The sequence below is a fragment of the Xanthomonas vasicola pv. musacearum NCPPB 4379 genome (assembly GCF_000277895.2).
GTDB lineage: Bacteria > Pseudomonadota > Gammaproteobacteria > Xanthomonadales > Xanthomonadaceae > Xanthomonas > Xanthomonas vasicola.
Window position 1 is genome coordinate 1,999,026 of the sequence record NZ_CP034655.1, and the last position, 24,347, is coordinate 2,023,372.

Below are 24,347 nucleotides of genomic sequence, written 5' to 3' on the forward strand. Positions count from 1 at the left end.
TGCGACTTTGCAGCGTGGCCCTTGCCGGCCCGCCATCGCGGCGTACGCTGCAAACATGTCTCGATGGCGGTACTAGCGCAACGGCCCCGGGCTTGGCCGCTTCGTCAGCTTGCGTTGCAGCGAGCGGCGGTGCATGCCGAGCAGTCGTGCCGCCGCCGAAACATTGCCGCCGGTTTCGTGCAGCGCCTGCTGGATGTGCTCCCACTGCAGGCGACTGAGTGGGGTCATCATTTCCTGTGCGCTTTCTTCTTCGTCCGGCTCGGGCAGATCGTCGTCCTCTTCGCCGAGCGCGCGCATGATGGTGGGGATATTCGCTGGCTTGGGCAGGTAATCGTCAGCACCGAGTTTGATCGCCTCCACCGCCGTGGCGATGCTCGCGTAGCCGGTGACCAGCAGAATGCGCATGTCGGCGCGGATCTCACGTAGCGGCTGGATCAGACTCAAACCAGAATCGTGGCCGAGCTTGAGATCGACCAGCGCAAAGTCCGGCAACGCGCTGCGTGCAGTAGACAATGCACTGGCCGCATCGGTGGCGGTGAGCGTTTCCACACCGCGGCGTGCGAGGCTGCGTTGCAGCGTGCGCAGGTACAAGGTATCGTCGTCGACCAATAGGCCGGTACGGATCGGGGGGCTTGTCATGCGAGTGCCTCGTGTTCGGAGAGCGGCAGACGGAAACCGACGCGCGCGCCGCTGCCTTCGGCGGGCAGCATCCACAACTCGCCCTGCAGGCGTTCGACGGTGGCATGCGAGAGCGCCAGCCCGACGCCCATGCCGTCGTGCTTGCCGCTGTTGAACAAGGTGCCCGGCAGCATCGCTTGCGCGGTGTCAAAGCCAGGGCCGTAGTCGCGCACTTCGCCACTGAGATGGTCGTGTTCTACCCGCAGGGTCAGGTCGATCTGCGGGCGCCCGGCGCGTTCGCCGGCATCGGCGGCATTGTTGAGCAGCACCATCAACAAATGACTGACGCCGGGTTGCAGCATCAGTCGCATCGGTGCGTCCTCGTTGCGGCGCAGTTCGATAGTGGGGCGCACCAGACGCCATTGCTCCAGCACTTCTTTCACTGCCACCTCGCGGCTGAGGTGGCCGTTGTCGGCGGGCGCCGCCAGTGCCAAGACGCGTTCGTGGCACTGCACCAGCAACTCGCGCAAGGTATCCAGATCTTCGCGCAGTTCGCCTTGCTCGCACTGGTCGGCGATGTCGTCCACCAGCAGGGTCATGGTGGCCAGCGGCGTGTTCAATTCGTGCGCGACCGACGCCGCATGCGTGGCCAGCGCCACGATGCCTTCGTTGCGGGCAAAGCGCTCACGCAAGGTGGAAATCTCGCGCTCACGCTCGCGCATCGAGAAAGCCAACCGCGTAGCGAAAGCCAGCACCACCACCGTGGACAGCAGGAAGTTGGCGGCCATGCCCCACATGTGCAGGCTCAGCGGGTCGAAGCCGCCGTAGGGCAATGGCAGCCCGAACGCGGCGCTGATCACGTAGCCGGCCACGCACGAGGCCGCCACCGCCATCGCCCAGCCCAACGGCAGTGCCAACGCGGCCAGCGCGATCAGCACCAGGAACAACGAACCGAACGGATTGGCGATACCGCCGCTCCAGCCCACCATCCAGGTCAGCACCGTCACGTCCACCAGGATGTGGCCGAATTCGGTCGCGGGCCTCACCGCGCCGCGGTGGGCCACGCGCAGTTGCGCATACAGGTTGAACACCGCCAGCGCCGCCACGCCGGCCCAAAGCGGCTGCTGCGGCAGGTTCAGGCCCATCAGCCAGGTGGCGACCAGGATGGTGGCGGCCTGGCCGGCGGTAGCCAGCCAGCGCAGGCTGCACAGGGTCCGCAGGAAGGAAGCGTCGGAGGTGTTCATCACGGCAATGCTATGCGCTCGGGGAGGTGGTGGCCTGCGACAAACCGTCGCATCGGCCGGGACGGTGGCGCGCACGGCGCTTCAGCTGTGAGCGCACGGCGGACAGGCTAAAATACCGCGATGTATGACGCCGTGACCCGCCCAACCCCTCCCGCCGACGCCACCGCCTGGCCGCGTCGCATCACCCAGGCCGTCAAGATCGGCAGCGTGACCGTGGGCGGAGGCCATCCGGTCGTCGTCCAGTCGATGACCAACACCGACACTGCTGACATTGCCGGCAGCGTCAAGCAGGTGGCCGATCTGTGGCGCGCCGGCTCGGAAATGGTGCGCCTGACCGTCAACAATGCCGAGTCCGCTGCTGCCATCCCACGCATTGTCGACAAGCTGCGCATGATGGGGATCGAAGTACCGTTGATCGGCGACTTTCATTACAACGGCCACCAGTTGCTCGCAGCAGAGCCGGCCTGCGCCGAGGCACTGGCCAAGTACCGCATCAATCCGGGCAATGTCGGTTTCGGCAAGAAGAAGGATCTGCAGTTCGGTCAGTTGATCGAGTTCGCCATCAAGTACGGCAAGCCGGTGCGCATCGGCGCCAACTGGGGCTCGCTGGACCAGTCGCTGGCGGCGCAGCTGATGGACGAAAACTCGCAGCGCGAAACGCCGTGGGACGCCGGCCGGGTGCTGCGCGAGGCGTTGATTCGCTCGGCGGTGGATTCGGCCGAACGCGCGGTGGAATTGGGCCTGCCGCGCGAGCGCATCATTCTCTCGGCCAAGGTGTCCGGCGTGCAGGAGCTGATCGCGGTGTATCGCGACATGGCCAGCCGCTGCGATTTCGCACTGCATCTGGGCCTGACCGAAGCCGGTATCGGTAGCAAAGGCATTGTCGCCTCGGCGGCAGCGCTGAGCGTGCTGCTGCAGGAAGGCATCGGCGACACCATCCGCATCTCGCTGACCCCGGAGCCGGGGCAGTCGCGTACACAGGAAGTGATCGTCGCGCAGGAACTGCTGCAGACCACCGGCCAGCGTGCATTTACGCCGATGGTCACCGCTTGCCCGGGCTGCGGCCGCACCACCTCAGAGTTCTTCCAGGAGCTGGCGGGGGTGGTACAGAACCATGTGCGCGCCAAGATGCCGGAGTGGAAGATCACCAATCCCGGCGCGGAGAACATGACCCTGGCGGTGATGGGCTGCGTGGTCAATGGGCCTGGCGAATCGCGCCACGCCAACATCGGTATTTCGCTGCCGGGTACCGGCGAGGCGCCTTCGGCGCCGGTGTTCATCGATGGCGAGAAAAGCGTCACCTTGCGCGGCGAAAACATCGCTCAAGAATTCATTGGCCTGATCGATCAATACGTCGAACGCACCTATGCCCGCCGCGCCGGCTGAGTCGCCGGCCGGGTTCAAGGGGTGGTTGCGTAGCAATGCGTGGCGCATGGCGCTGCTGTTTGCCGGTGTGCTGCTGCCGCTGGGTCTATTCGTGGACCTGGCAGATGAAGTCCACGCACTGGAAAACATCTACTTCGACGAATCGCTGCTGTGGAGCATGCGCAGCATCGCCACGCCCGGGCTGGATGCGTTTTTCGGCGTGATCTCTAAAGTGGGCTACCAGTACGGCGTGATTCCGGCCGATATCGCCATCGTGCTGGTGTTGTTGGTCTTGCAGCGCTGGCGCGAAGGCACGTTTGCGGCGCTGGGATTCGGTGGCTCGGCATTGCTCAACATGGGCGCCAAGCAATTTTTTCAGCGCGACCGCCCCAGTCTGTGGGAGTCGATCGCGCCGGAAACGTCTTTCAGTTTTCCCAGCGGCCACGCGATGGGCTCGATGACGCTGGCGGCCGTGGTCATCGCATTGGCCTGGAACACACGCTGGCGCTGGCCGGTGACGATCGCCGCCAGCCTGTTTGCGCTGCTGGTGGGCACCTCGCGCATCTATCTGGGCGTGCATTACCCCTCCGACATCCTGGGCGGCTGGTCGGCGGCGCTGGTGTGGGTGTTCGGGCTATATCTGGTGATGTTCCGCGGCGCGCGACGGCCGCATTGGCGCACGCCGAGCGGTGTGGTGGTGAAGCAGACCGGGCGCGCGCCGTTCGCCGATTAAGAGCAGCTGATAAAACAACCGTGCAGCCGCCAGGCGGGTGTGGGCAGATGCTCGGAATCGGCATGTACCGCTCGTACATTGCTGTTCTTGCGCGCCGTCCACCCAGCTGACGACTGCTCGCTACGTCTGCTAGACGCTCTAAGGGCGGGGGACACGCTCTCGTTGCGATAGCCGGACACCAACGATGGCGCCGATGCACGCCAGCAAAATCACGTAATACGCCGGCCCCATCGGGTGCTGCTTGAGCAGCATCACCACCAGCAGCGGGGTCAGGCCGCCGAACACGGCATAGCCCAGGTTGTAGGCGAACGACACGCCAGACAGACGAACGACGGGTGGGAACGCCTCGACCATCACCCGTGGAATCGCACCCAGCACGCCTAGCGCAGCGCCGAGCAGGGCATATAGCGGGAATAACAATGTTGGGTCGCCCGCAAAGCGATAAAACAGCCATGCGCTGATGCCCAAAAACACACTACCGGCCATCAGAACACGCCCGCTGCCCCAGCGGTCGGACAGCGCGCCGGCCACCACCGAGCCGATCGCCTGCAGCAGCACTGCCAGTAAATTGGCCTGCAACGCGACTGGCGACGGATAGCCATACGCGCTTTGCAGCAGCGTGGGCGTCATTAGCGACACCACCAGCACTGCCGCCGCGATCACCCAGGTCAGCCACAATGACAGCGCCAGACTGCGCGGGTGATCGCGCAGCACCACCTTCAGTGGCGTCTCGCGCGCCAGTGCGCGCATGGCAACCAGCTCGGCGAACACTGGCGTTTCATGCAGCCAACGCCGCAAATACACCGACAGTAGCCCGAAGATGCCGCCGGCCAGGAACGGCAGGCGCCACGCGTATTCGATAATTTCTGACGCCGTGAACGCGTGGTTAAGCGCGCCTGCGCACAATGAACCGAGCAACACGCCGGCAGCCAGACCGGCGGTCAAAGCGCCGCAGGCCAGCCCTCTGCGTCGCGCCGGCACGTGCTCTGCCACGAACACCCACGCGCTGGGCACTTCGCCACCGATGGCCGCGCCCTGCAGCAGGCGCATCGTCAACAGCAGCAGCGGCGCGGCCACGCCGATCTGCGCGTAGGTTGGCAGCACGCCGATGGCGAGCGTGGGCAAGGCCATCAATCCGATGCTCAGCGCGAACATGCGTTTGCGGCCAAGCAGGTCGCCGAAGTGCGCCATCACGATGCCGCCCAACGGGCGGATCAGGTAGCCGGCCGCAAAGATACCGAAGGTCTGCAGCTGGCGCGTCCACTCCGGAATGCCCGGCGGAAAGAACAGCTCGCCCAGTACCTTCGCGAAGAAAATGAAGATGATGAAGTCGTAGAACTCCAGCGCGCCGCCCAGCGCGGACAAGCTCAGCGTTTTGTAGTCGTTGCGGGTGAGTTGTGCTGGCGCGGCGTCGGTGGTCATGCGGTCGCATCCTGTTGCGGGTGGAAACGCATCGCCGTTGCAGCGTGGTAACGCGCCGAGCAGCCAATGCTAGCCGCCATGCGGGGCCGTCGCTACGCCGTTCCGGCGAGGGAGTGCCGATAGGACCCATAATACCTCACGCGAACGCGTGCGTGCATCGGCCATCGCGCGTTGTCCGGGCTTTCGTCGCGACTCAGTCCGACACGCTTGCCAACGCCGCTGCTTCGGCGTGCAGTGCAGTGGTGTCGAACAACGGCAGCTGCGTATCGGTGCTGTCCACCAGCAGCGAAATCTCGGTGCAGCCCAGGATGATCGCTTGCGCACCGTGCTGGCCGAGGTCGGCCATGACCTGGCGGACGTAAGCGCGTGATTCGGGCTTGATCACACCCTGGCAGAGTTCGTTGTAGATCACGCGATGCAACTCTTCGCGTGCATCGGCCGGCGGTACCAGTACGTCCAGGCCGCGCGGTTGCAGGCGCGCGCGATAAAACGGCTGCTCCATGGTGAAGCGCGTGCCGAGTAATCCGACCCGGTTGATGCCCGCTGCGACCAGTGCATCGGCGGTGACATCGGCGATATGCAGCAACGGTAGTGGTGTTGCAGACGTGATCGCGTCGGCAACGCAATGCATGGTGTTGGTGCACAGCACGATAAAGTCGGCGCCTCCTGCCTGCAGCGCACGTGCTGCTGCGGCCATCGCCTGACCAGCACCCTCCCAATCGCCGGCATGCTGCAGCCGCTCGATCGCATGGAAATTGACGCTGTACAGCAGCAACTTTGCAGAGTGCAGGCCGCCGCAGGCATGGCGCACGCGCTGGTTGATGATGCGGTAGTAGGGCAGGGTGGACTCCCAGCTCATTCCACCGATCAAACCGATTGTTTTGCTTGGAACCGGCATGCGAACTCCATGGCAGTGCAGCGGATGACGAATCGCGCAGCGTGCAATGCAGCGCGTGCGCTGCGCATGAGGACTGAAGTGTACGTCGGCAGTACCGACAAGACGCATGCCCGACCAGGCGCAGCCAGCTCAGCGAGCTTCGCTCACTCGCCCGGCTTGGCGCCTTCTACCGGTGCATGCGTGGCGGCGCGGCGCGCCAGCACGGTTTCGCGATGGGCGATGTAGACGTTGGCACCGATGATGATGGCTGCACCGATCACGGTGTGGCGCTCGATCGCCTCGCCGAACAGCCACCAGCCCAGCAGCGCCACCAATGGCAGCTGCATGAAGCTGATCGGCTGCAATGCGGAGACCTCGCCCAGCTTGAGTGCGCGCGTCCAGAACAACTGCCCGGCGGTGCCGAAGATGCCGGTGGCCACCAACCACAGCCAATCGATGCCCTGCGGCCAGGTCCATTGGAATAGCGCCGGAATCAGCGACATCGGCACCCAGAATACGTAGGTGTAGAACACCACCGTGTCGGAGTCGTCGCTGCGCGAGAGCTGCTTGATCTGGATCGCGACGACGGCGCTGATCACCGCAGCCAACAGCGCAATCAATAGGCCGGGCGTGAATGTGGACGAGCCCGGCCGCAAAATCACCAACACGCCGATGAAGCCCGCCGCCACCGCCAGCCAGCGCCGCAGCCGCACCTGCTCATGCAGCCAGATGACGGCCAGCACGGTGACGAACAACGGGGTGGCGTAGGACAGCGAGATGGCCTGCGACAACGGCAGATGGCCAATCGCCCAGAACCCGCACAGCATCGAGGCCAGGCCGATGAGCGTGCGTGCCAGATAGTGCGGCAATTGCCGCGTGCGCGGCAGCGGCTTACCTGGCCGCACGATCAACGGCAGTAATGCCAACAGCCCGAAGGCATTGCGGAAAAACGCGATCTCGGTCGTCGCGATCGTGCTCGATGCAAGCCGAATCGTGATCGCCATCAGACCGAAGGCGAAGGTACTGGTGAGCATCCACAACGCGGCACGCCGCGAGACCTGCGCTGCCGTCACCAATGCGCCCCGATGATGCGCGGTTCCGGCTCCAGGATCACCGAATAGCGCTCGCGCACCGATTCGGCGATACGCCGAGCAAACTCCAGCAACTGCGCGCCGCTGGCGGTGCCGTAATTGACCAGCACCAGCGCATGCTCAGGCGACACGCCGGCATCGCCTTCGCGCTTACCTTTCCAGCCGCATTGCTCGATCAGCCAGGCTGCCGACAATTTGCCCTGGCGTGCATGCTCGCCTGGGTACACCGGCATGTCGGCAAAGCTGGCCTGCAACGCGGCGATTTGCTCGCTTGGCAGCAGCGGGTTCTTGAAGAAGCTACCTGCATTGCCAAGCACATCCGGGTCCGGCAACTTGCGCCGGCGGATATTGATGACCGCTTGCGCCACATCAGCGGCGCCCGCCAATTCGGCGCCCATGCTCGCCAGTTCCTCGCGAATGCCGGCGTAGTCCAGCCGCAGTTCGTGCAGCAGCGGCAGATTGAATTCCACCGCCACGATCAGATAACGCTCGGGTTGTTGCTTGAACACGCTGTCGCGATAACCGAACGCGCAGTCGGCCGCATCCAGCCGCACGAATTGCTGGCTGTGCCGATCGAAGGCTTCCACCACATGGATGAAGTCGCCTACCTGCGCGCCGTATGCTCCGATGTTCTGGATCGGGCAGGCACCGACAGTGCCGGGAATCAAGGCCAGATTTTCCAGCCCCGACAAGCCTTGCTGCAGCGAATACAGCACTAGCGCATGCCAATTCACGCCGGCACCGGCACGCACGATGGCGTGGTCGGCATGGTGCGCGATGATGACCATGTCGCGGTTTTCGAAACACAGCACGCAGCCCGGCGGGTCGCCAGCAAGCAACACATTGCTGCCGTTGCCCAGCACCAGCAGCGGCTGATCGGCGATCTCGGGTGCGGCCAGTGCCTGCGGCAATGCCTCGGGCGCGTGGACGCTGAGCAGCCAGCGCGCGGTGGCTTGGACATGGAAGGTATTGAGCGCGCGCAGCGGCGCATGCTCGCTCAGCTGCCAGCCGGCTTGCGTCGTGTCGCTCATAACGGCGACACCGCACCGCCGCTGGGTGCCTCGCGGCGGCGGCGGATGGCATTGACGCATTCACCGATGAGCTGCGGGCCGCGATACACCAACCCGCTATAGCACTGCACCAGGCTCGCACCGGCCGCCATCTTGGCCACCGCATCCGCGCCGGAGTTGATGCCACCCACGCCGATCAATGGAATCGATTCGGGCAGCCGCGCGCGCAAACGTCGCAGCACCAGCGTGGATTGCCCCAGCAGCGGCGCACCAGACAGACCGCCGGCTTCCGCAGCCAACGGGTGATTGGCGATCAAGGTGCGCGTCACCGTGGTGTTGGTGGCGATCACGCCATCCACAGCAAGGTCGGCCAGCACGCGTGCGGCGGCATCGATGTCACGGTCGTTGAGGTCCGGCGCGACTTTCACCAGCATCGGCACGCGCTTGCCGTGCTGCGCGCCCAACGCTTCCTGGGTTTCGCGCAAGTCGGAAATCAGGCGACGCAGCGATTGTTCCTCCTGCAACTCGCGCAATCCGGCGGTATTGGGCGAGGAGATGTTGACCGTGATGTAGTCGGCCAGCGGATACACGCGTTCCATGCAATAGCGGTAGTCGCTGGTGGCCTCTTCGTTGGGCGTGTCCTTGTTCTTGCCGATGTTGATGCCAAGCAGGCCACCACGGCGGCGCGCGCGCTGCACATTGGCCACCAGCGCATCCACGCCCAGATTGTTGAAGCCCATGCGGTTGATCACCGCCTGGTACTCGGGCAAGCGGAACATGCGCGGCTTGGGGTTGCCCTCCTGCGCGCGCGGCGTCACCGTGCCGATTTCGACGAAGCCGAAACCCAGCGCAAGCAAGGCATCGATATGCTCGCCGTTTTTGTCCAGCCCGGCACCCAGTCCAACCGGGTTGGGGAACATCAAGCCGAAGGCCGGCGTGGGCAGCGGCACCGGGCGCTTGGCCAGCAGCGACGTGGTGCCGGTGCGATACGCGGTGTCGATGGAGCGCAATGCCAGCGCGTGGGCGCGCTCGGCATCGAGAGAAAACAGCAAGGGGCGGGCAAGCGAATACATGCGGGTTAGTTCAATCTCCCGGCGAAAACGCGGGTTTGGTATTGGAAGTCGATCAGCCCATCGTGTGCATACGCATCGAACAGCGTGCGCAGCGCGGCGAGCATCGGGGCATGACGTGGGTCGTGCGCAAGCGGGGCGTACGAGGACGACAGCAGGCGGCCGCGCAAGCCATCGAAGTCCAATCGCTGCACATTCGGGAAGCGTGCCGTCGCGCGAAAACCCTCGCCGAACCACGCCTGCATGGTGGCGTCGTCCTGATAACGCTCGGCTACTGCAGAATAGTCGGTGCCGTAATCCAGCAGCAGTTGCTCGTAGCCGCGCAGGAAGGCAGTGCTGTCCAGTTCGCGCGAATTCCAGTACACCACCGCCAGCCCGCCGGGTTGCAGGATGCGCGCCCATTCGTCGCGCACGGCTTGCATGTCGAACCAGTGGAAGGCCTGCGCAGCAGAGACCATGCCGACGCTGGCATCGGCCAGCCCGGTGGCTTCGGCGGTGCCGTCGATCGCCTGAAACCTTGGGAATTCCGCCAGCCACTGCAGCGCGGCTTCGCGCATGGCCGGGTTGGGCTCTACCGCGGTGACCGCATACCCGGCTTCCAGAAACAGGCGGCTGGAAATGCCGGTGCCGGCGCCGATATCGGCGATCCTCGTCGCTGGCGTCACGCCCAGTTCTTCATGCAGCCAGCGCAGCAACTGCGGCGGATAACTCGGCCGGTAGCGCACGTAGGCCGCCACACGGTCGTTAAAGCGCTGAGCGGAGGAGGGCGCGGCCATGCTCAATTGTTGGCAGCCGCGAGCCAGGCCATGCCGCCGAAGAACAGCAGGAAAAACGCGATTCCCACCACCCACAGCGCCACCGCCAGCCAGCCCATGATCAAGCCGCCGATGGCCAGGCCGTCGCCGTCCAGACCCTGCGGATTGCGGCGGATTTCCGCGCGCGCCAGGTGGCCGGTGATAATGGCGCAAATGCTGCCCAGGAACGGGATCAGCGTCCAGCCGAGAATGCCTGCGACCAGGCTGACGATCGCCATGGCGCTGGTCTGTCGAACGACAACGTTCATCATGAACTCCTTGAAGGGCGGGCAGCCGAGGGCTGGCGTCGCACGATTATCCCAGAGCCGCCGGGCAAAAGGCGTGCCGTTTGCGGCCAAACGCAGTCGGGTGGGCGTGGTGAGTCGAATTTGACGGGTTGAACAGGCTGATCTGGCCGTCTTGGTGCTGCTGCTGACGGGCGAGGTGGCTTGGCTAGGCCGGTAGTCAGGCCGTGCGATTCGCGCTTGCGGCGCTGTCATTTGTAGGTCGGTCAGCTGGGTGCTGCAATCCAAGCTGAGAGTGGCGGCCGGGCACCGCATCGTGCAGAGAGAGGCTCTCGGTTTCCTGTCGACCTGCATCCGGAGACGCAGTCAGTCCCTCTCAGCCTGCTGCATCCGTATGTTGCCGCAGCACGGCCGCATGGCAGAACAGGCGCGCCGGCAGCTGCCAGACGCGCGTTAAAGCCTTCGAGTGGCCAGCGAAACGGAGCGAATAATCATGAGGGCGTGAGCCGCGCGCTCAGCCATGGAGTGTCCGCATGGCAGGCGACTTGCCCGGCAACGACCGCGTCCGCCTGACGGCGGCGCGGTGCTCTTCTAGCCGCTTCCGATCAAAGATCGAACGTGATGCCCTGGGCAAGCGGCAGCGAATCGGAGTAGTTGATGGTGTTGGTCTGACGACGCATGTACACCTTCCACGCATCCGAGCCAGACTCGCGACCGCCGCCGGTTTCCTTCTCGCCACCGAACGCGCCGCCGATCTCCGCACCCGAGGTGCCGATATTGACGTTGGCAATGCCGCAATCGCTGCCGGCCGCCGACAGGAACTTCTCGGCCGCTTTGAGGTTCTGGGTGAAGATCGACGAGGACAGGCCTTGCGGCACGCCGTTCTGCAGCTCGATTGCCTCATCCAGCGTGCTGTACTTCATCACGTACAGGATCGGCGCGAAGGTCTCGTGCTGCACCACTTCGTCGCTGTTCTGCAGCCCGGTGACAATCGCCGGCAACACGAAGTTGCCCGGGCCATCGATCGCCGTGCCGCCCACTTCGACCGTGCCGCCGGCCGCCTTGGCCTTGGCGATTGAGTCGAGGAACTGTTGGACGGCGCCCTGGCTGTTGAGCGGGCCCATCAGGTTTGCGGGGTCAGTTGGGTCCCCAATCTTGCTGTCGAGCTGCTTGTACGCCTTGACCAGGGTCGCCAGCACGTTGTCATAGATGGATTCGTGCACGATCAGGCGGCGGGTGGTGGTGCAGCGCTGCCCGGCAGTGCCGACAGCGCCGAACACGATGCCGGGAATCGCCAGCTTCAGGTCGGCGGTTTCGTCCAGGATGATGGCGTTGTTGCCGCCCAGTTCCAGCAGGCAACGGCCCAGGCGATGGGCGACCTTTTCGGCGACCACGCGGCCGACCTGGGTCGAGCCGGTGAAGCTGATCAGCGGCACGCGCTTGTCTTCGACCAGCTTCTCCGACAGTGCCGTACCGGCATCGTTGATCAGGAAGAAGATGTCCGGGAAGCCGGCGTCCTTCAATGCCGCGTTGCAGATCTTCATTGTCGCGATTGCGGTCAGCGGCGTCTTGTTGGACGGCTTCCAGATGCAGATATCGCCGCAAATCGCCGCCAAAAACGCATTCCAGGCCCACACTGCGACCGGGAAGTTGAACGCGCTGATGATGCCCACCAGGCCCAGCGGCTGATACTGCTCATACATGCGGTGGCCGGGGCGCTCCGAATGCATGGTGTAGCCGTAGAGCATGCGGCTCTGGCCGAGCGCGAAGTCGGCAATGTCGATCATCTCCTGCACTTCGCCATCGCCTTCCGGCTTGCTCTTGCCCATTTCCAGCGCCACCAGCGAACCGAGCGCATCCTTGTGCGCACGCAGCGCCTCGCCACACAAACGCACCGCCTCGCCCCGACGTGGCGCCGGCGTCGTACGCCACACCTTGAAAGCCGCCTGCGCGCGCTGGAGGATCAGCTCGTAATCTTCTTGCGTGGTGGCTTGCACCTCGGCGATCACCGCATTGGTGGTTGGATTGAGCGGCTGCAGCACCCCGGCGCCGGTGGCCTGCGACCAGGTCGCCTCGCCAAGATAGGTGCCGGAATTGGACGCAGCGAGGTCGAGCGCCTTGAGCAGGTCAGCGGACATGGGATCTCCTGGAAACAGTGGCGGTCGCGCGGCGGCAAGGCCGGCCACGACACGGGGGTAGCCGCTGATTTTAGCAGGCTCCGCCGTCCAGCTACCGGCTTGGCAATCGCAACGATCGTGCGACAATGCTGCCCTTGGCCCCGTAGCTCAGCTGGATAGAGCGTCCCCCTCCTAAGGGGAAGGTCGCCCGTTCGAATCGGGCCGGGGTCACCAAAAATCAATGGCTTAGGTGCTTGCGGGATTAGCCGTTTCTGCATATTGCAGTGGATATCCACAAGGCATTGCCACAGCTGCCACAGTCCACTTTGAGAATTGCTCAGACGGTGTGGGCAAGCGGCTTGCACTTGGGCAAGAGGTACAAACATGCAGCACAAAGCCGTCGGGGTTTGGTCCATTCGCTACTACTTGATAGTGAATGCCGCGCTTGGGCTTGCTGGCTTCGTTTGCCTCGTTATGGGCACTTTGAGCGCGATTAGAATTGAGACTACGGCTGCCTTGGCACTTTGGGGCGCGGGTATCGCACTGTTTTTTGCGTCCACTATCGAGCGTTTCGAGAGCATCAAGGGGCTTGGAATTGAAGCCAAGCAGCGTCAGTTAGACGCGACGCTGGTGCAGGCGGAGGTCATCCTTGCTCGCATTAAGGAAATTGCCGAGATTGTCGGCGGCAACCTCTTAGACCTACAACTTAAGTCGGGATATATAAATGATGTGCCCAGAGCGGAAACGCTCTATGAGTTGCTTCAGAAAATAAGTGAGCAATCTACGCGCTCTCGGGTCTAGCCAAAATACTGTGATGGCTACAGCGGAGCCGACGTTGAGATATCTTTTGCTGACTTTGGTCTGCCAGCTTGTTAAACCAGTTGTTGAAGAGGTGGATGCAATGATCCAGAGGGCTCAAGAAATTTCAAAGTTGGTGCAGATCAGTTCAAAACCCTGATGCAGACAAGCAGATTGATTTGCTTCGCGAAGAATTGGCGTATATCAGCGCCCCGTGGAAATGGCCAATTGAATCTGTCCCCGAGCTGCTACAGGATAGTCTGCTCCGAGGGCAACTTGGAACCCTTGCGTCCGCGCGTGAAGCGTTGAATGAACTGCGCAGTTTTGCGCCTGATATGAAATTGCTTGTAACCGAGATGAAACTGTTGCATCCACAGCGGTGGTTCGATTTCGTTGAAAAGCGCTAGTCAAAGCTTAATCTTACGCACAGCTTCGCTATCCCCCTCTGGTGTCAGGTGCGCGTAGTATTTGTCTGTTGTCGCGTAGTCCGCGTGGCTGCCAAGGTCTGAATTCTGCGTAAGAGAACGCCGGCCATCGACGTCCCCCCCGATTTTGAGTAGCACATCAGTTTGTAGTCCGATTCGCTACCGCGAGGAGATTGGGACATGACGGCGCGAATCCGTACGGGGTTAGCTGAGTGCGGACTCGCTATTTGCGTATTCACGGCTTGCACAGAAGCTCTGCCAGGCTGACGGCCGCGGATCACAGACCACAACAGGCATGACCCAACGAAGTTCAAAAAAACCACAATGGTTTGGCCTTCTCGGCTGGCTGGTGCTGTGCTACGCCGTCGCCGGGCTGGGCGCGATGGCGTCGATCCAGGCGGCCAGCTTTTATGCGCAGCTGCAGCGGCCGGCATGGGCGCCGCCGGGGTGGTTGTTCGGGCCGGTGTGGACGGCGTTGTACGGGATGATGGCGGTGTCGGTGTGGTTGGTGTGGCGCCGTGGGGGATGGGCCGGCGCGCGTGTGGCGCTGACACTTTTCCTGGTGCAGCTGGCACTCAATGCGCTGTGGAGCTGGTTGTTCTTTGCGTGGCATCTGGGGGCGTGGGCGTTCGCGGACATCGTGGCCCTGTGGCTGGTGCTGGCGGCGACCATCGGTGTGTTTGCGAAGAGGCAAGCTCTGGCGGTGTGGTTGTTGGTGCCGTATCTGGCGTGGGTGAGCTTTGCGGCGGCGCTCAATTTTTCGGTCTGGCAACTCAACCCTCAGGTGCTTGGCTGATCTGCGCTGCTGACCTTGGCTCGCACCGATTCGGGGTTGCGATAGCGACGATCTGTTGCTTGATGCGAAGTTGTCTGTTGCTTGAAGCAACATGCTGCCTGCAGCGATGTGATGCATCGAGCGCTGCCGATCCAGTCAGCCTATCGCGTCAGCCGAGCGTATGGCCCCACCAAGCTAAGGTTAGAAACCTGCGCAGCATGGCTCTGCAACGCCGCTCCAAAAGTTTCCATAGCAATCAATTGCTTGCGCGCACAGTGCTTAAATCCCTGAGCGGCAAGGTTTTCTGTTCCGTGCGCCAAACGCGCACGGTTGCCCATTCACGCAATGCTTGACAGGCCTCGGCCTGGTGATGTCTTTTGCATGCATGGGTAACGCCTCTGCCATCGCTTTGCTTCTCTGCCAGCCGCTGCTGCGGGCAGGTGCGGGCGTGGCCGGCATTACCATCATTATTACTACCGCCACCATTCGCCCGGTGCGGTCCGTCGTCTTCGCGTAACTTCCGAAAACAACGGCCCCGCACCCGGATCAGGATGCGGGGGCTTCCCTCTCTCATCTGATGCGGACGGGGCCTCCCCAACGAGGTCTGTCGATGTCATCGCCTGCTGTTTTGTTCGAACCCGCCGCTGTTGTTGCGTCCTGTGCGCGCACTGTCGTCCACAAATTCGGCGGCACCTCGGTAGCCGATGCCGAGCGTTATCGGCATGTGGCGCAGCTGCTGCTTGCGCGCGACGAGACGGTGCAAGTCACCGTGGTCTCGGCGATGAAGGGCGTCACCGATGCCTTGATCGAGCTGGCCGAACTGGCGGCAAAGGATCGCCCCGAATGGCGCGAGCGCTGGTACGAAACGCGTGCGCGCCATCGCGGTGCGGCCGTGGCCCTGCTCGGTGAGCATTCCGGGCCGACGGTGGAGTGGCTGGACGAGCGCTTCGAGCATCTGTCGCAGATCCTTGGCGCGCTAGCGGTCATCGGCGAATTGCCGCGCGAGGTGCTTGACCGCGTGCAGGGACTGGGCGAGGTGTATTCGGCGCAATTATTGGGAGATCACTTCCGCGCGATTGGCGAAGACTGCGCGGTGCTGGATGCGCGCGACGTGCTTGTGGTCAATCGCGGCGAGTTGGGTGTGGATGTGGACTGGGACGTGAGTGCGCAGCGGCTTGCAACGTGGCGACAAGCGCATCCGCAAACGCGCGTGGTAGTCACCGGATTCGTGGCGCGCGACCGTGACGACCGCATCACCACGCTAGGCCGCAACGGCAGCGATTATTCGGGGGCCATCTTTGCCGCATTGTTTGATGCCGACGAACTGCATATCTGGACCGATGTGGACGGCGTGCTGTCGGCCGACCCGCGCGTGGTGCCCGAAGCGGTGCAACTGGAAACGCTGAGCTACGATGAGGCGTGCGAGCTGGCGTATTTCGGCGCGAAGGTGGTGCATCCGCAAACGATGTCGCCGGCAATCGAACGCGGCCTGCCGATCATCATCCGCAACACCTTCCAGCCCGAACATCCGGGCACGCGCATCACTGCCAGCAGCGCGGAGAGCGGGCCGATCAAGGGGCTGACGCTGAGCCCGGATCTGGCGGTACTGAATCTGGAAGGCACCGGCCTGATCGGTGTGCCTGGCACGGCCGAGCGCGTGTTCGCTGCGCTGCGCACGGCGCAGGTGTCGGTGGTGATGATCTCGCAGGGTTCGTCGGAGCATTCGATCTGCTGCGTGGTCAAACAGCACGAATCCGAGCGTGCACGCAATGCGTTGTTGCAGGCGTTTGCGCATGAACTTACGGTCGGCCAGGTGCAACGCGTGCAGCTGACCCCCGGCATCAGCGTGCTGGCAGCGGTGGGCGATGGCATGGCCGGCCAGCCGGGTGTGGCGGCGCGCTTGTTCGAATCGTTGGGACGTGCGCAGGTCAATATCCTGGCGATTGCGCAGGGCTCCTCCGAGCGCAATATCTCGGTGGCCATTGATGCAGCGCATGCCACCAAGGCCTTACGCGCGGCGCATGCCGGTTTCTGGTTATCGCCGCAGACCTTCTCGGTCGGCGTGATCGGGCCGGGCAATGTGGGCGCGGCGTTGCTGGATCAACTACGCGTCGCGCAACCGCAGTTGCTGGGCAAGGCCAATCTGGATCTGCGCCTGCGTGCGGTGGTGTCGCGCGGTCGCATGCTGCTGGACGAGCGCGGGCTGGTCGGCAACTGGCGCGATGCCTTTGCATCGGCCGCCACGCCCACCGATCTGGAACGCTTCACCACACATTTGCTGTCTGCGCATCTGCCGCATACGGTGATCATCGATTGCAGCGGCAGCGCCGAAGTAGCAGACCGTTACGCAGGCTGGCTGGCTGCCGGGATCCACGTGGCGACGCCGAACAAACAGGCGGGTTCCGGCCCGCTGGCGCGTTATGAGGCAATCCGCGCAGCAGCCGACGCTAGCGGTGCGCGCTTCCGTTACGAAGCCACCGTGGGCGCTGGTTTGCCGGTGATCACCACGCTGCGTGATCTGGTCGATACCGGCGATGCAGTCACCTCCATCGAAGGCATCTTCTCCGGCACGTTGGCCTGGTTGTTCAACAAATACGACGGCAGCGTGCCGTTCGCCGAACTGGTGACGCAGGCGCGCGGCATGGGCTACACGGAGCCAGACCCGCGCGACGATCTGTCCGGCGTGGATGTGGCGCGCAAGCTGGTGATCCTGGCGCGCGAAGCAGGGCGTTCCATCAGCCTGGAAGACGTGCAGGTGGAAAGCCTGGTGCCGGAGGCATTGCGTCAGGCCAGCGTGGACGATTTCATGGCGCGCCTGCCGGAAGTGGATGCGGCTTTCGCGCAGCGTCTTGCCGAAGCGCATGCGCGTGGCAACGTGCTGCGCTATGTCGCGCAGTTGCCGCCGGACCGCGCGCCCAGCGTGGGCCTGGTCGAGCTACCAGCCGATCATGCATTCGCCAATTTGCGTTTGACTGACAACGTTGTGCAATTCACCACGCGGCGCTACTGCGAGAACCCGCTGGTGGTCCAGGGGCCGGGTGCGGGGCCGGAAGTGACCGCAGCAGGCGTGTTCGCCGATCTGCTGCGCGTGGCGGCGGGCGAGGGTGCGCGGCTGTGACGCAAACAGCCGCCAGCCAAGCCAGCTCGAGTCAAGCATCCGCGACACAAGTGCACCACAGCGATCGTGCTTCTCTCGGCAAACGCGGCCCGCACGAAGCGCGCGCCTTCGCGCCGGCATCGATTGCGAATGTGGCGGTGGGATTCGACCTGCTCGGTTACCCCATCGATGGCGTCGGCGACACCGTTACCGTGCGTCGTATCGAAACGCCGGTGGTGCGCATTACTGCGATTCGCGGCACGACCGTGGCGCTGCCACTGGATGCCGAACGCAATACTGCAGGCGCTGCGTTGATGTCGCTGCGTGCCGCCTTGCAGCTGCCTTACGGGTTTGAAATCGAGATCGACAAAGGCATTGCGCTGAGCTCGGGCATGGGGGGATCGGCTGCGTCGTGCGTGGCGGCCTTGGTCGCGGCGAACGCGCTGCTGGCATCGCCGCTGGATCACCACCAGCTCTACCAATACGCGCTCGATGGCGAAGCGGTGGCTAGCGGCAGCCGACATGGCGACAACCTGGGGCCGTTATTTTTAGGCGGTCTGGTGCTGTGCACGCTGGAGCGTCTGGTGCCGATCAGCGTCCCCGCAGCGTGGCATAGCCTGCTGGTGCATCCGGATGCAGTGCTGGAAACGCGACGCGCGCGCGAAGCGTTGGCCGGCAATTATCAGTTGCGCGAATTCGTCGCGCAGAGCACCAATCTGGCATTGGTGTTGGCCGGTTGCCATGCAGGCGATGCAGACCTGGTGCGTGCGGGCTTGCGCGATGTGCTGATCGAACCGCGCCGCGCCCCGTTGATTGCCGGATTTGCCGATGCCAAGCAGGCAGCGCTGGACCATAACGCACTCGGTGCCAGCATTTCCGGCGCAGGGCCCAGCGTGTTTGCCTGGTTCGAATCGCGCGCCGCAGCAGACGCCGCGGCACCGGCAGTGCAGGCCGGGTTTACTGCCGCAGGGTTCGATAGCCAGGCGTGGGTGTCGCCGATCGCAAGTCCTGCGGCACGGTTGCTCGGATGAATCAGCACGCACGCAATGGCAAGGCACCGCAGGCAACGCGCTACATGTATGGCCTGCAGCGCGCCACACGCTGTTTAGTCGACGACGACTTCGCTGATCTGCATCACCGGGGTCAGGTCGGTGTAGTTGGGGATGTCGCCCAGGATCTCCGCCGCGTGCGGGCCGAAGCTGGCGTTGAAGGTTTCCACCGACTCGCAAAAGATATGGCACATGCCGATAAAGGCCGGGGTGCTGCCGGCTTCGCCGCCGCTGATGCCCTTGTCCACGGTGTATTTCAAACAGGCCGCGCCCATGCGCGCGCTCACCAGCGGCATGTGCTTGTCGCGGTAGTAGCTGTGATCGAAGCGGGCGCTGTCGCGGTAGGGGTACATCACGCTGACTTTGATCATCTGCCGACTCCGCGGAAAGGTGCGCGCAGCATAGCCCCGCGCCGCCGACCATGCGCCGCCACTCGGCGGAATATCGTTGCGCCGCGCGCCCCGGCCGCCCCAAGCGCCGCACACTTTTCCACGGGCAACGCCCAGCCTTCGCTTGATCTGGAGTCACGCTGATGTTTATTTCCACCCGTGGCGGTGCGCCCGCCGTAAGCCTGAGCCAGGCCATTGCCGCCGGGCTGGCGCCCGATGGCGGCCTCTACGTGCCGCAGACCCTCCCGTCCGCGCGTGCGCTGGTTGCGGGCGCCAGCCTGGCCGACACCGCCACCGTGCTGCTGCAGCCGTTTTTCGAAGGCGATGCGCTGGCGGCCGAGCTGCCAGCCATCTGCGCTGAAGCCTTCGACTTTCCTGCGCCGTTGGTGGCGCTGGGCACGCCGGGCGACTACGCGCTGGAGCTGTTTCATGGCCCCACCGCCGCGTTCAAGGACTTCGGTGCGCGCTTTCTGGCGGCCTGCCTGACCCGCTTGCGCCGCGCCGAAGACCGCCCGCTCACCATCCTGGTCGCAACCTCCGGCGACACCGGTGCCGCCGTGGCCGCCGCGTTCCATCGCCAGCCCGGTCTGCGCGTGGTGGTGCTGTATCCGGACGGCCGCGTTTCTCCGCGGCAGGCGCATCAGTTGGGGTGTTTCGGCGACAACATCCAGGCCTTACGTGTGGCCGGCTCGTTCGACGACTGCCAGGCGATGGTCAAGCAGGCCTTGAACGATGCCGCGTTGCAAACGCAGGTTCCGCTCAGTTCGGCCAATAGCATCAGCCTGGGCCGGCTGCTGCCGCAGATGAGTTATTACGCGCACGCCGCGCTGCAGCACCGTGCGGCGTCGGCCGACGTGCTCAATCTGGTGGTGCCGGCCGGCAATCTGGGCAACGGGTTGGCAGCGATCATTGCGCGCGCGCTCGGGGTGCCGTTGGGCCGCATTGCGCTGGCGTCCAACGCCAACCATGTGTTGCCGGATTACTTTGCTGGCAACGCGTACGTGCCGCAGCCCAGCGTGGCGACGCTGGCCAATGCGATGGACGTGGGCGCGCCAAGCAATTTCGAACGCTTGCGCTGGCTTTACAACGGCGACGATGCTGCCTTGCGTGAGCAATTCCGTGTGTTGTCGGTGGACGATGCGGCGATTCGCCACACCGTGCAGCAGCGCTTCGCGCGCTATGGCGAGGTGCATTGCCCGCACACCGCCACCGCGGTGCATGTACTCAAACAATTGCGTGCCGAGGGCGCGGAGGGCGGCACTGGCGATTGGGCGGTGGCGGCCACGGCGCATCCGGCCAAGTTCGAGGGCGTGGTGGAACCGTTGATCGGCCGCGCGGTGGAAGTTCCGCCAGCGCTGGCGGAACTGCTGCAGCGTCCGGCGCATGCCGAAGCACTGGCGCCAGACTACGCGGCCTTCCGCCAGCGCCTGCTTGCGGATGCGGCCTGACCCAACGCGTTCAGGCACTCGGGGTTGGAAAGTGGCCCGCATGGGGTTATTTCTAGGTGGGTGCGGCCCCGCTGTGGCGCCGCGTCTGCTGTGGGTTGTTGCATGTCTTATCGAATGATTGCCGTTGCCGCCGCTTTATGCGGGTGGGCAGCGGCTGGTGCGGCCAGTGCGGCCGATACCTTGTCTGCGTCTCCGGTGTCGCCATTGGGCACGCCGCGTGTGGGTCTGGTCGAGGCACTGGCGCGGCAGGCGCCGTCGCTGGACCGTCAGGTGTTGGCCCTGGCCACCGAAGCGCTGCAATGTGCCCGGCAGCGTCAGCAGGTGGATGCCGAGCGCGTGCTCAGCGTCATCGACTACAGCCGCCCCTCGACCGAGCGCCGCTTATGGGTGTTCGACTTGGACAAGCAGCGTCTGTTGTTTCGGGAATGGGTCGCGCACGGACGTAATACCGGGGAGAACCTGGCGGCGAAGTTCTCCAATAACGATGGCAGCTTCCAGTCCAGCCTGGGCGCCTTCACCGCGCAGGAGTCGTACACCGGCCAGAACGGCTACTCGTTGCGGCTCAAGGGCCTGGAGCCGGGTTTCAACGACCACGCGCGCGACCGCGCCATCGTTATCCACGGTGCCCCCTATGTGAGCGAAGCCATTATCCGCACCCAGGGTCGGCTCGGCCGCAGCCTTGGCTGCCCAGCCGTGCGGCCAGCCGTGGCCAAACAGTTGATCGACACCTTGCGCGACGGTGCGTTTGTGTTTGTTTATTACCCAGACCGGGCCTGGTTGCGGCAATCGCAGTTGTTGAGTGGCGGCTGCGGTGGGGCGGTTGCGCGTGCGGTGGCTGGGCGGTGAGTGGTTGCGGGCGAGCGACCCAATCAACTGCTCCGACAAGCACGCACTGACGCATCAATCAATCCACCAATCAACTGCCAAACCTCACACCGTATCGCCGGCCAGTCTGCGTAAAGCGGCGTAATCCAGGATCTGCACCAGGTGCAGTTGCGGCAGCGCAATCAGCTGCTGTTGCCGCAGTTTGGTGAAAGTGCGGCTCACTGTTTCCACGGTCAGCCCCAGATGGTCGGCGATATCGCTGCGGCTCATCGGCAGCGCCACGGTGTCGCCGCTGGCGCCAGGCTGGGTGGAGCGGGTGGCAAGCCGCAGCAGGAAATGCGCCAGCCGTTCGCTGGGTTGCAGGCGTGCCAGCAGCAGGCCGGTGTCCTGGGCGGCGGCCAATTCCATGCTGGCCCGTTGCAGCAGCTTGCGTTCCAGTTGCGGGTAGCGCTCGCGCAGCTGGCGCATTTGCGCCATCGGCGTGCGGCACACGCGGCTGTCGACGATGGCTTCGATATCGTGGCGGTGCTGCGCGGTTTCAGTGAGGCCGACGTAGCCGCCGGGCAGCACGAAGCCGGTGATCTGGCGGCGTCCGTCGGCCAGCGTGCGCACCATGCGCAACGCGCCGGAGGTCACGGTATAGACGTTGTGCCGGGTCTCGCCCGCACGCACCAGGCTGCTACCAGGCGTGTAGGCCGCCGTGTGGGTGACCTGATCCAGCGCGTCCATTTCCTGCGTCGACAGCGCAGCGCAAATAGCCCGGCCGCGCACCGCGCACAGCGCGCAATCGGAGCTTGGCGTGCCCCTGGCGGATGCCGCGCCGGGCGCGGGGCAGGTCACGCTGGGGTCGGAAAGCTGCCGGTACATGGGCCACGCACTGGTGGGACGCATTGAATGATACGCCATGCGGTCAGTGCGGCCGGCAGCCGGTAGAATTGTGCGTTCGCCACATTGCCCTGCAGGAGTTTCGCTCGTGATCAAGCCCCGTACGCCGCCCGGCATCATGGAATTGCTGCCGCGTGAGCAGATCGCGTTCCAGCGCATGCTGGACGTCATCCGCCGCAACTACGAGCGGTTCGGGTTCCTGCCGATTGAAACTCCGGTGTTCGAGCTATCGGATGTGCTGCTGACCAAATCCGGCGGCGAGACAGAGCGCCAGGTGTATTTCGTGCAGTCCACCGGTGCGCTGGCCAATGCTGCTGCGGCCGCCGATGAGGGCGCCGAGAACGGTGGCCTGCCCGAGCTCGCACTGCGCTTCGACCTGACGGTTCCGCTGGCGCGCTACGTCGCCGAGCACGAGCACGATTTGAGCTTCCCGTTCCGTCGCTACCAGATGCAGCGCGTGTATCGTGGCGAGCGCGCGCAGCGTGGGCGCTTCCGCGAGTTCTACCAGTGCGACATCGACGTCATCGGCAAGGATGCACTGAGCATCCGTTACGACGCCGAAGTGCTGGCGGTGATCCATGCCGTGTTCGCGGAGTTGGGCATCGGCGACTTCAGGGTGCAGTTGAACAACCGCAAGTTGCTGCGCGGCTTTTTCGAAAGCCTGGGCGTGGCCGAAGGCGAATTGCAGCTGGCCGTGTTGCGCGAAGTCGACAAGATCGACAAGCGCGGCGCCGATTATGTGCGCGACACGCTGGTGGGCGAGGGCTTCGGCATTGCTGCCGAGCAGGTGGCCAAGATTCTCGCCTTCGTGGCGGTGCGCTCTGAGGGGCATGCCGATGCGCTGGCGCAGTTGCAGGCGTTGGAAGCGTCTGTCGGCGCCAGCGCGACGCTGGGCGAGGGCATCGCCGAGTTGCGCGAAGTACTGGAGCTGGTCAAGGCGCTGGGCGTGCCGGAGAGCGCGTACTGCCTGAATTTCTCCATCGCGCGCGGGCTGGATTACTACACCGGCACCGTCTATGAGACCACGCTGACCGACCACCCGCAGATCGGCTCGATCTGCTCGGGCGGCCGTTACGAGAGCCTGGCCAGCCACTACACCAAGTCCAAATTGCCCGGCGTGGGCATCTCGATCGGCCTGACCCGGCTGTTCTGGCAGCTGCGCGAGGCCGGCCTGATCCAGGGCATTGCCGAAAGCAGCGTGCAGGCGATGGTGGCGCTGATGGACGAGACCCGCCTGGACGATGCGCTGGATATCGCGCGCCGGCTGCGCATCGGCGGCATCAACACCGAAGTGCAGATGGAGCCGAAGAAGGTCGGTAAGCAGTTCCAGTACGCTGCCCGCGCGGGCATCCGCTTCGTGGTGCTGGCCGGCGACGACGAACTGGCGCGCGGCGTGGTGGCGGTGAAGGACTTGGTACGCGAGCAGCAGTTCGACGTCGCTCGCGACGAGCTGGCGAGTACCTTGCAGGTGGAGTTGGAACAGGCCAAGGCGATGCTGGTGGCCGGGGCACCCAAGGGCGTTTGACGCCGCAGGCCGAAGGCGCCTGCAGGTCTGGCGATCATCTGCCGCCGCTAGCCACGCGCCGCCGCGCACAGCGCGCCCACTGACATCTGGATGTCAGTGGGCGTTTTCGTAATGGCACGCGCGCAAACAGTCACCGTATGAATGCTTCGGTTCGGTCAACTTGTCTCCTCGCCGCCGTTGCGCTAATGTACTAACACGCTATTACATTAATGCAATGAAACAACGACCTGCCCCCCGCGAAAGTACCGACGTTACCGCCTCGCTCACGATGCTGGCCGATGCGCTGGCTCGCCTCAACGCGCCCGGCGCGGTCGAGGCGTTTCTGCGCGACCTGTGTACGCCCGCCGAGCTGGAAGCCATGGCCGACCGCTGGCGGGTGGTGCCGCTGCTGGTCAAGGGCGTGCCGTATCGCGAAATTCACGAGCTGACCCAGGTCAGCGTGACCACCATCGGGCGCGTTGCGCGCACCCTGGACCACGGTGCCGGCGGCTACGCCACGGCCCTGCGCGAGCAGTCTTCGCGCCCTGACGAATCCCACTGAGAGA

22 protein-coding genes, 1 tRNA gene and 1 other RNA gene are annotated in these 24,347 nt (G+C 64.3%); 12 read left to right on the forward strand and 12 right to left on the reverse strand.

The annotated features are described in order from the left end of the window. Positions 1-72 precede the first annotated feature (72 nt). On the reverse strand, positions 73-639 hold the full coding sequence (locus KWO_RS09390; protein ID WP_010378576.1) for a response regulator transcription factor: 567 nt from the start codon (positions 637-639) through the stop codon (positions 73-75). Then, positions 636-1,862 (reverse strand): ATP-binding protein, encoded by a 1,227-nt coding sequence (locus KWO_RS09395; protein ID WP_017113108.1) that lies wholly within the window; start codon positions 1,860-1,862, stop codon positions 636-638. The genes KWO_RS09390 and KWO_RS09395 overlap by 4 nt, the downstream gene beginning before the upstream one ends. A gap of 120 nt (positions 1,863-1,982) precedes the next feature. Here KWO_RS09395 and ispG point away from each other — a divergent pair, with 120 nt between their 5' ends. The 3 genes from ispG (at position 1,983) to KWO_RS09410 (ending at position 4,095) form a co-directional block, all read left to right on the forward strand. Further along, on the forward strand, positions 1,983-3,248 hold the full coding sequence (gene ispG / locus KWO_RS09400) for a flavodoxin-dependent (E)-4-hydroxy-3-methylbut-2-enyl-diphosphate synthase (protein WP_010371421.1): 1,266 nt from the start codon (positions 1,983-1,985) through the stop codon (positions 3,246-3,248). Next, a complete protein-coding gene (locus tag KWO_RS09405; RefSeq protein ID WP_010378563.1) occupies positions 3,229-3,960 on the forward strand; it encodes a phosphatase PAP2 family protein in 732 nt (243 codons plus the stop codon). Before ispG ends, KWO_RS09405 begins: the two co-directional genes overlap by 20 nt. A 62-nt stretch (positions 3,961-4,022) precedes the next feature. After that, a non-coding RNA gene (locus KWO_RS09410) (sX9 sRNA) lies at positions 4,023-4,095 on the forward strand. 3 nt (positions 4,096-4,098) lie between these two features. Here KWO_RS09410 and KWO_RS09415 read toward each other — a convergent pair. The 8 genes from KWO_RS09415 to amaB form a co-directional block, all read right to left on the reverse strand. Next, positions 4,099-5,382: an MFS transporter gene (locus tag KWO_RS09415; protein ID WP_010378561.1), complete on the reverse strand. Its 1,284-nt coding sequence runs from the start codon at positions 5,380-5,382 to the stop codon at positions 4,099-4,101. 193 nt (positions 5,383-5,575) lie between these two features. After that, the gene (locus KWO_RS09420; protein WP_010371432.1) at positions 5,576-6,280 is read right to left on the reverse strand and encodes an aspartate/glutamate racemase family protein; all 705 of its coding nucleotides are present in this window, start codon (positions 6,278-6,280) and stop codon (positions 5,576-5,578) included. A gap of 143 nt (positions 6,281-6,423) precedes the next feature. After that, a complete protein-coding gene (locus KWO_RS09430; RefSeq protein WP_010378560.1) occupies positions 6,424-7,335 on the reverse strand; it encodes a DMT family transporter in 912 nt (303 codons plus the stop codon). Further along, positions 7,329-8,381 (reverse strand): UDP-N-acetylmuramate dehydrogenase, encoded by a 1,053-nt coding sequence (gene murB, locus KWO_RS09435; protein ID WP_010371434.1) that lies wholly within the window; start codon positions 8,379-8,381, stop codon positions 7,329-7,331. Before murB ends, KWO_RS09430 begins: the two co-directional genes overlap by 7 nt. Then, on the reverse strand, positions 8,378-9,433 hold the full coding sequence (locus KWO_RS09440; RefSeq protein ID WP_010378559.1) for a quinone-dependent dihydroorotate dehydrogenase: 1,056 nt from the start codon (positions 9,431-9,433) through the stop codon (positions 8,378-8,380). Before KWO_RS09440 ends, murB begins: the two co-directional genes overlap by 4 nt. 5 nt (positions 9,434-9,438) lie before the next feature. Next, on the reverse strand, positions 9,439-10,206 hold the full coding sequence (locus KWO_RS09445) for a class I SAM-dependent methyltransferase (RefSeq protein ID WP_017117646.1): 768 nt from the start codon (positions 10,204-10,206) through the stop codon (positions 9,439-9,441). A 2-nt stretch (positions 10,207-10,208) separates the two neighbouring features. Further along, on the reverse strand, positions 10,209-10,493 hold the full coding sequence (locus KWO_RS09450) for a DUF4190 domain-containing protein (RefSeq protein WP_010378557.1): 285 nt from the start codon (positions 10,491-10,493) through the stop codon (positions 10,209-10,211). Between the two features lie 581 nt (positions 10,494-11,074). Then, the gene (amaB, locus tag KWO_RS09455) at positions 11,075-12,607 is read right to left on the reverse strand and encodes an L-piperidine-6-carboxylate dehydrogenase (protein WP_010378556.1); all 1,533 of its coding nucleotides are present in this window, start codon (positions 12,605-12,607) and stop codon (positions 11,075-11,077) included. A gap of 136 nt (positions 12,608-12,743) precedes the next feature. Here amaB and KWO_RS09460 point away from each other — a divergent pair. From KWO_RS09460 to KWO_RS09485, 5 genes are all read left to right on the forward strand, one after another. Beyond that, positions 12,744-12,820 (forward strand) — tRNA-Arg (locus KWO_RS09460). A gap of 150 nt (positions 12,821-12,970) precedes the next feature. Beyond that, on the forward strand, positions 12,971-13,387 hold the full coding sequence (locus KWO_RS09465) for a hypothetical protein (protein WP_010367198.1): 417 nt from the start codon (positions 12,971-12,973) through the stop codon (positions 13,385-13,387). Positions 13,388-14,104: 717 nt separating this feature from the next. Then, the gene (locus tag KWO_RS09475; protein ID WP_010367192.1) at positions 14,105-14,605 is read left to right on the forward strand and encodes a TspO/MBR family protein; all 501 of its coding nucleotides are present in this window, start codon (positions 14,105-14,107) and stop codon (positions 14,603-14,605) included. Between the two features lie 589 nt (positions 14,606-15,194). Beyond that, positions 15,195-17,702, forward strand: a complete 2,508-nt coding sequence (gene thrA / locus KWO_RS09480) for a bifunctional aspartate kinase/homoserine dehydrogenase I (protein ID WP_017113111.1) — start codon at positions 15,195-15,197, stop codon at positions 17,700-17,702. A gap of 50 nt (positions 17,703-17,752) precedes the next feature. Further along, positions 17,753-18,712, forward strand: coding sequence for a homoserine kinase (locus tag KWO_RS09485; protein WP_010378548.1), 960 nt, complete (start codon positions 17,753-17,755; stop codon positions 18,710-18,712). Positions 18,713-18,786: 74 nt separating this feature from the next. Here KWO_RS09485 and KWO_RS09490 read toward each other — a convergent pair whose 3' ends face one another. Further along, positions 18,787-19,101, reverse strand: coding sequence for an EthD family reductase (locus KWO_RS09490; protein WP_010367184.1), 315 nt, complete (start codon positions 19,099-19,101; stop codon positions 18,787-18,789). Positions 19,102-19,262: 161 nt separating this feature from the next. On the opposite strand from KWO_RS09490, the gene thrC reads away from it, so the two are divergent. Both thrC and KWO_RS09500 read left to right on the forward strand, forming a co-directional pair. Then, entirely contained in the window at positions 19,263-20,567 is a 1,305-nt protein-coding gene (gene thrC / locus KWO_RS09495) for a threonine synthase (protein ID WP_017113112.1), read from the forward strand. Between the two features lie 102 nt (positions 20,568-20,669). Beyond that, positions 20,670-21,413, forward strand: coding sequence for a murein L,D-transpeptidase catalytic domain family protein (locus tag KWO_RS09500; RefSeq protein ID WP_017113113.1), 744 nt, complete (start codon positions 20,670-20,672; stop codon positions 21,411-21,413). 84 nt (positions 21,414-21,497) lie between these two features. Here the strand turns inward: KWO_RS09500 and KWO_RS09505 are convergent, their stop codons facing one another. Further along, a complete protein-coding gene (locus KWO_RS09505; RefSeq protein ID WP_026112437.1) occupies positions 21,498-22,163 on the reverse strand; it encodes a Crp/Fnr family transcriptional regulator in 666 nt (221 codons plus the stop codon). Positions 22,164-22,365: 202 nt separating this feature from the next. Here KWO_RS09505 and hisS point away from each other — a divergent pair, with 202 nt between their 5' ends. Beyond that, positions 22,366-23,802, forward strand: a complete 1,437-nt coding sequence (gene hisS, locus KWO_RS09510) for a histidine--tRNA ligase (RefSeq protein WP_017113115.1) — start codon at positions 22,366-22,368, stop codon at positions 23,800-23,802. 214 nt (positions 23,803-24,016) lie between these two features. Next, the gene (locus tag KWO_RS09515; RefSeq protein ID WP_017113116.1) at positions 24,017-24,343 is read left to right on the forward strand and encodes a YerC/YecD family TrpR-related protein; all 327 of its coding nucleotides are present in this window, start codon (positions 24,017-24,019) and stop codon (positions 24,341-24,343) included. Positions 24,344-24,347: the final 4 nt, after the last annotated feature.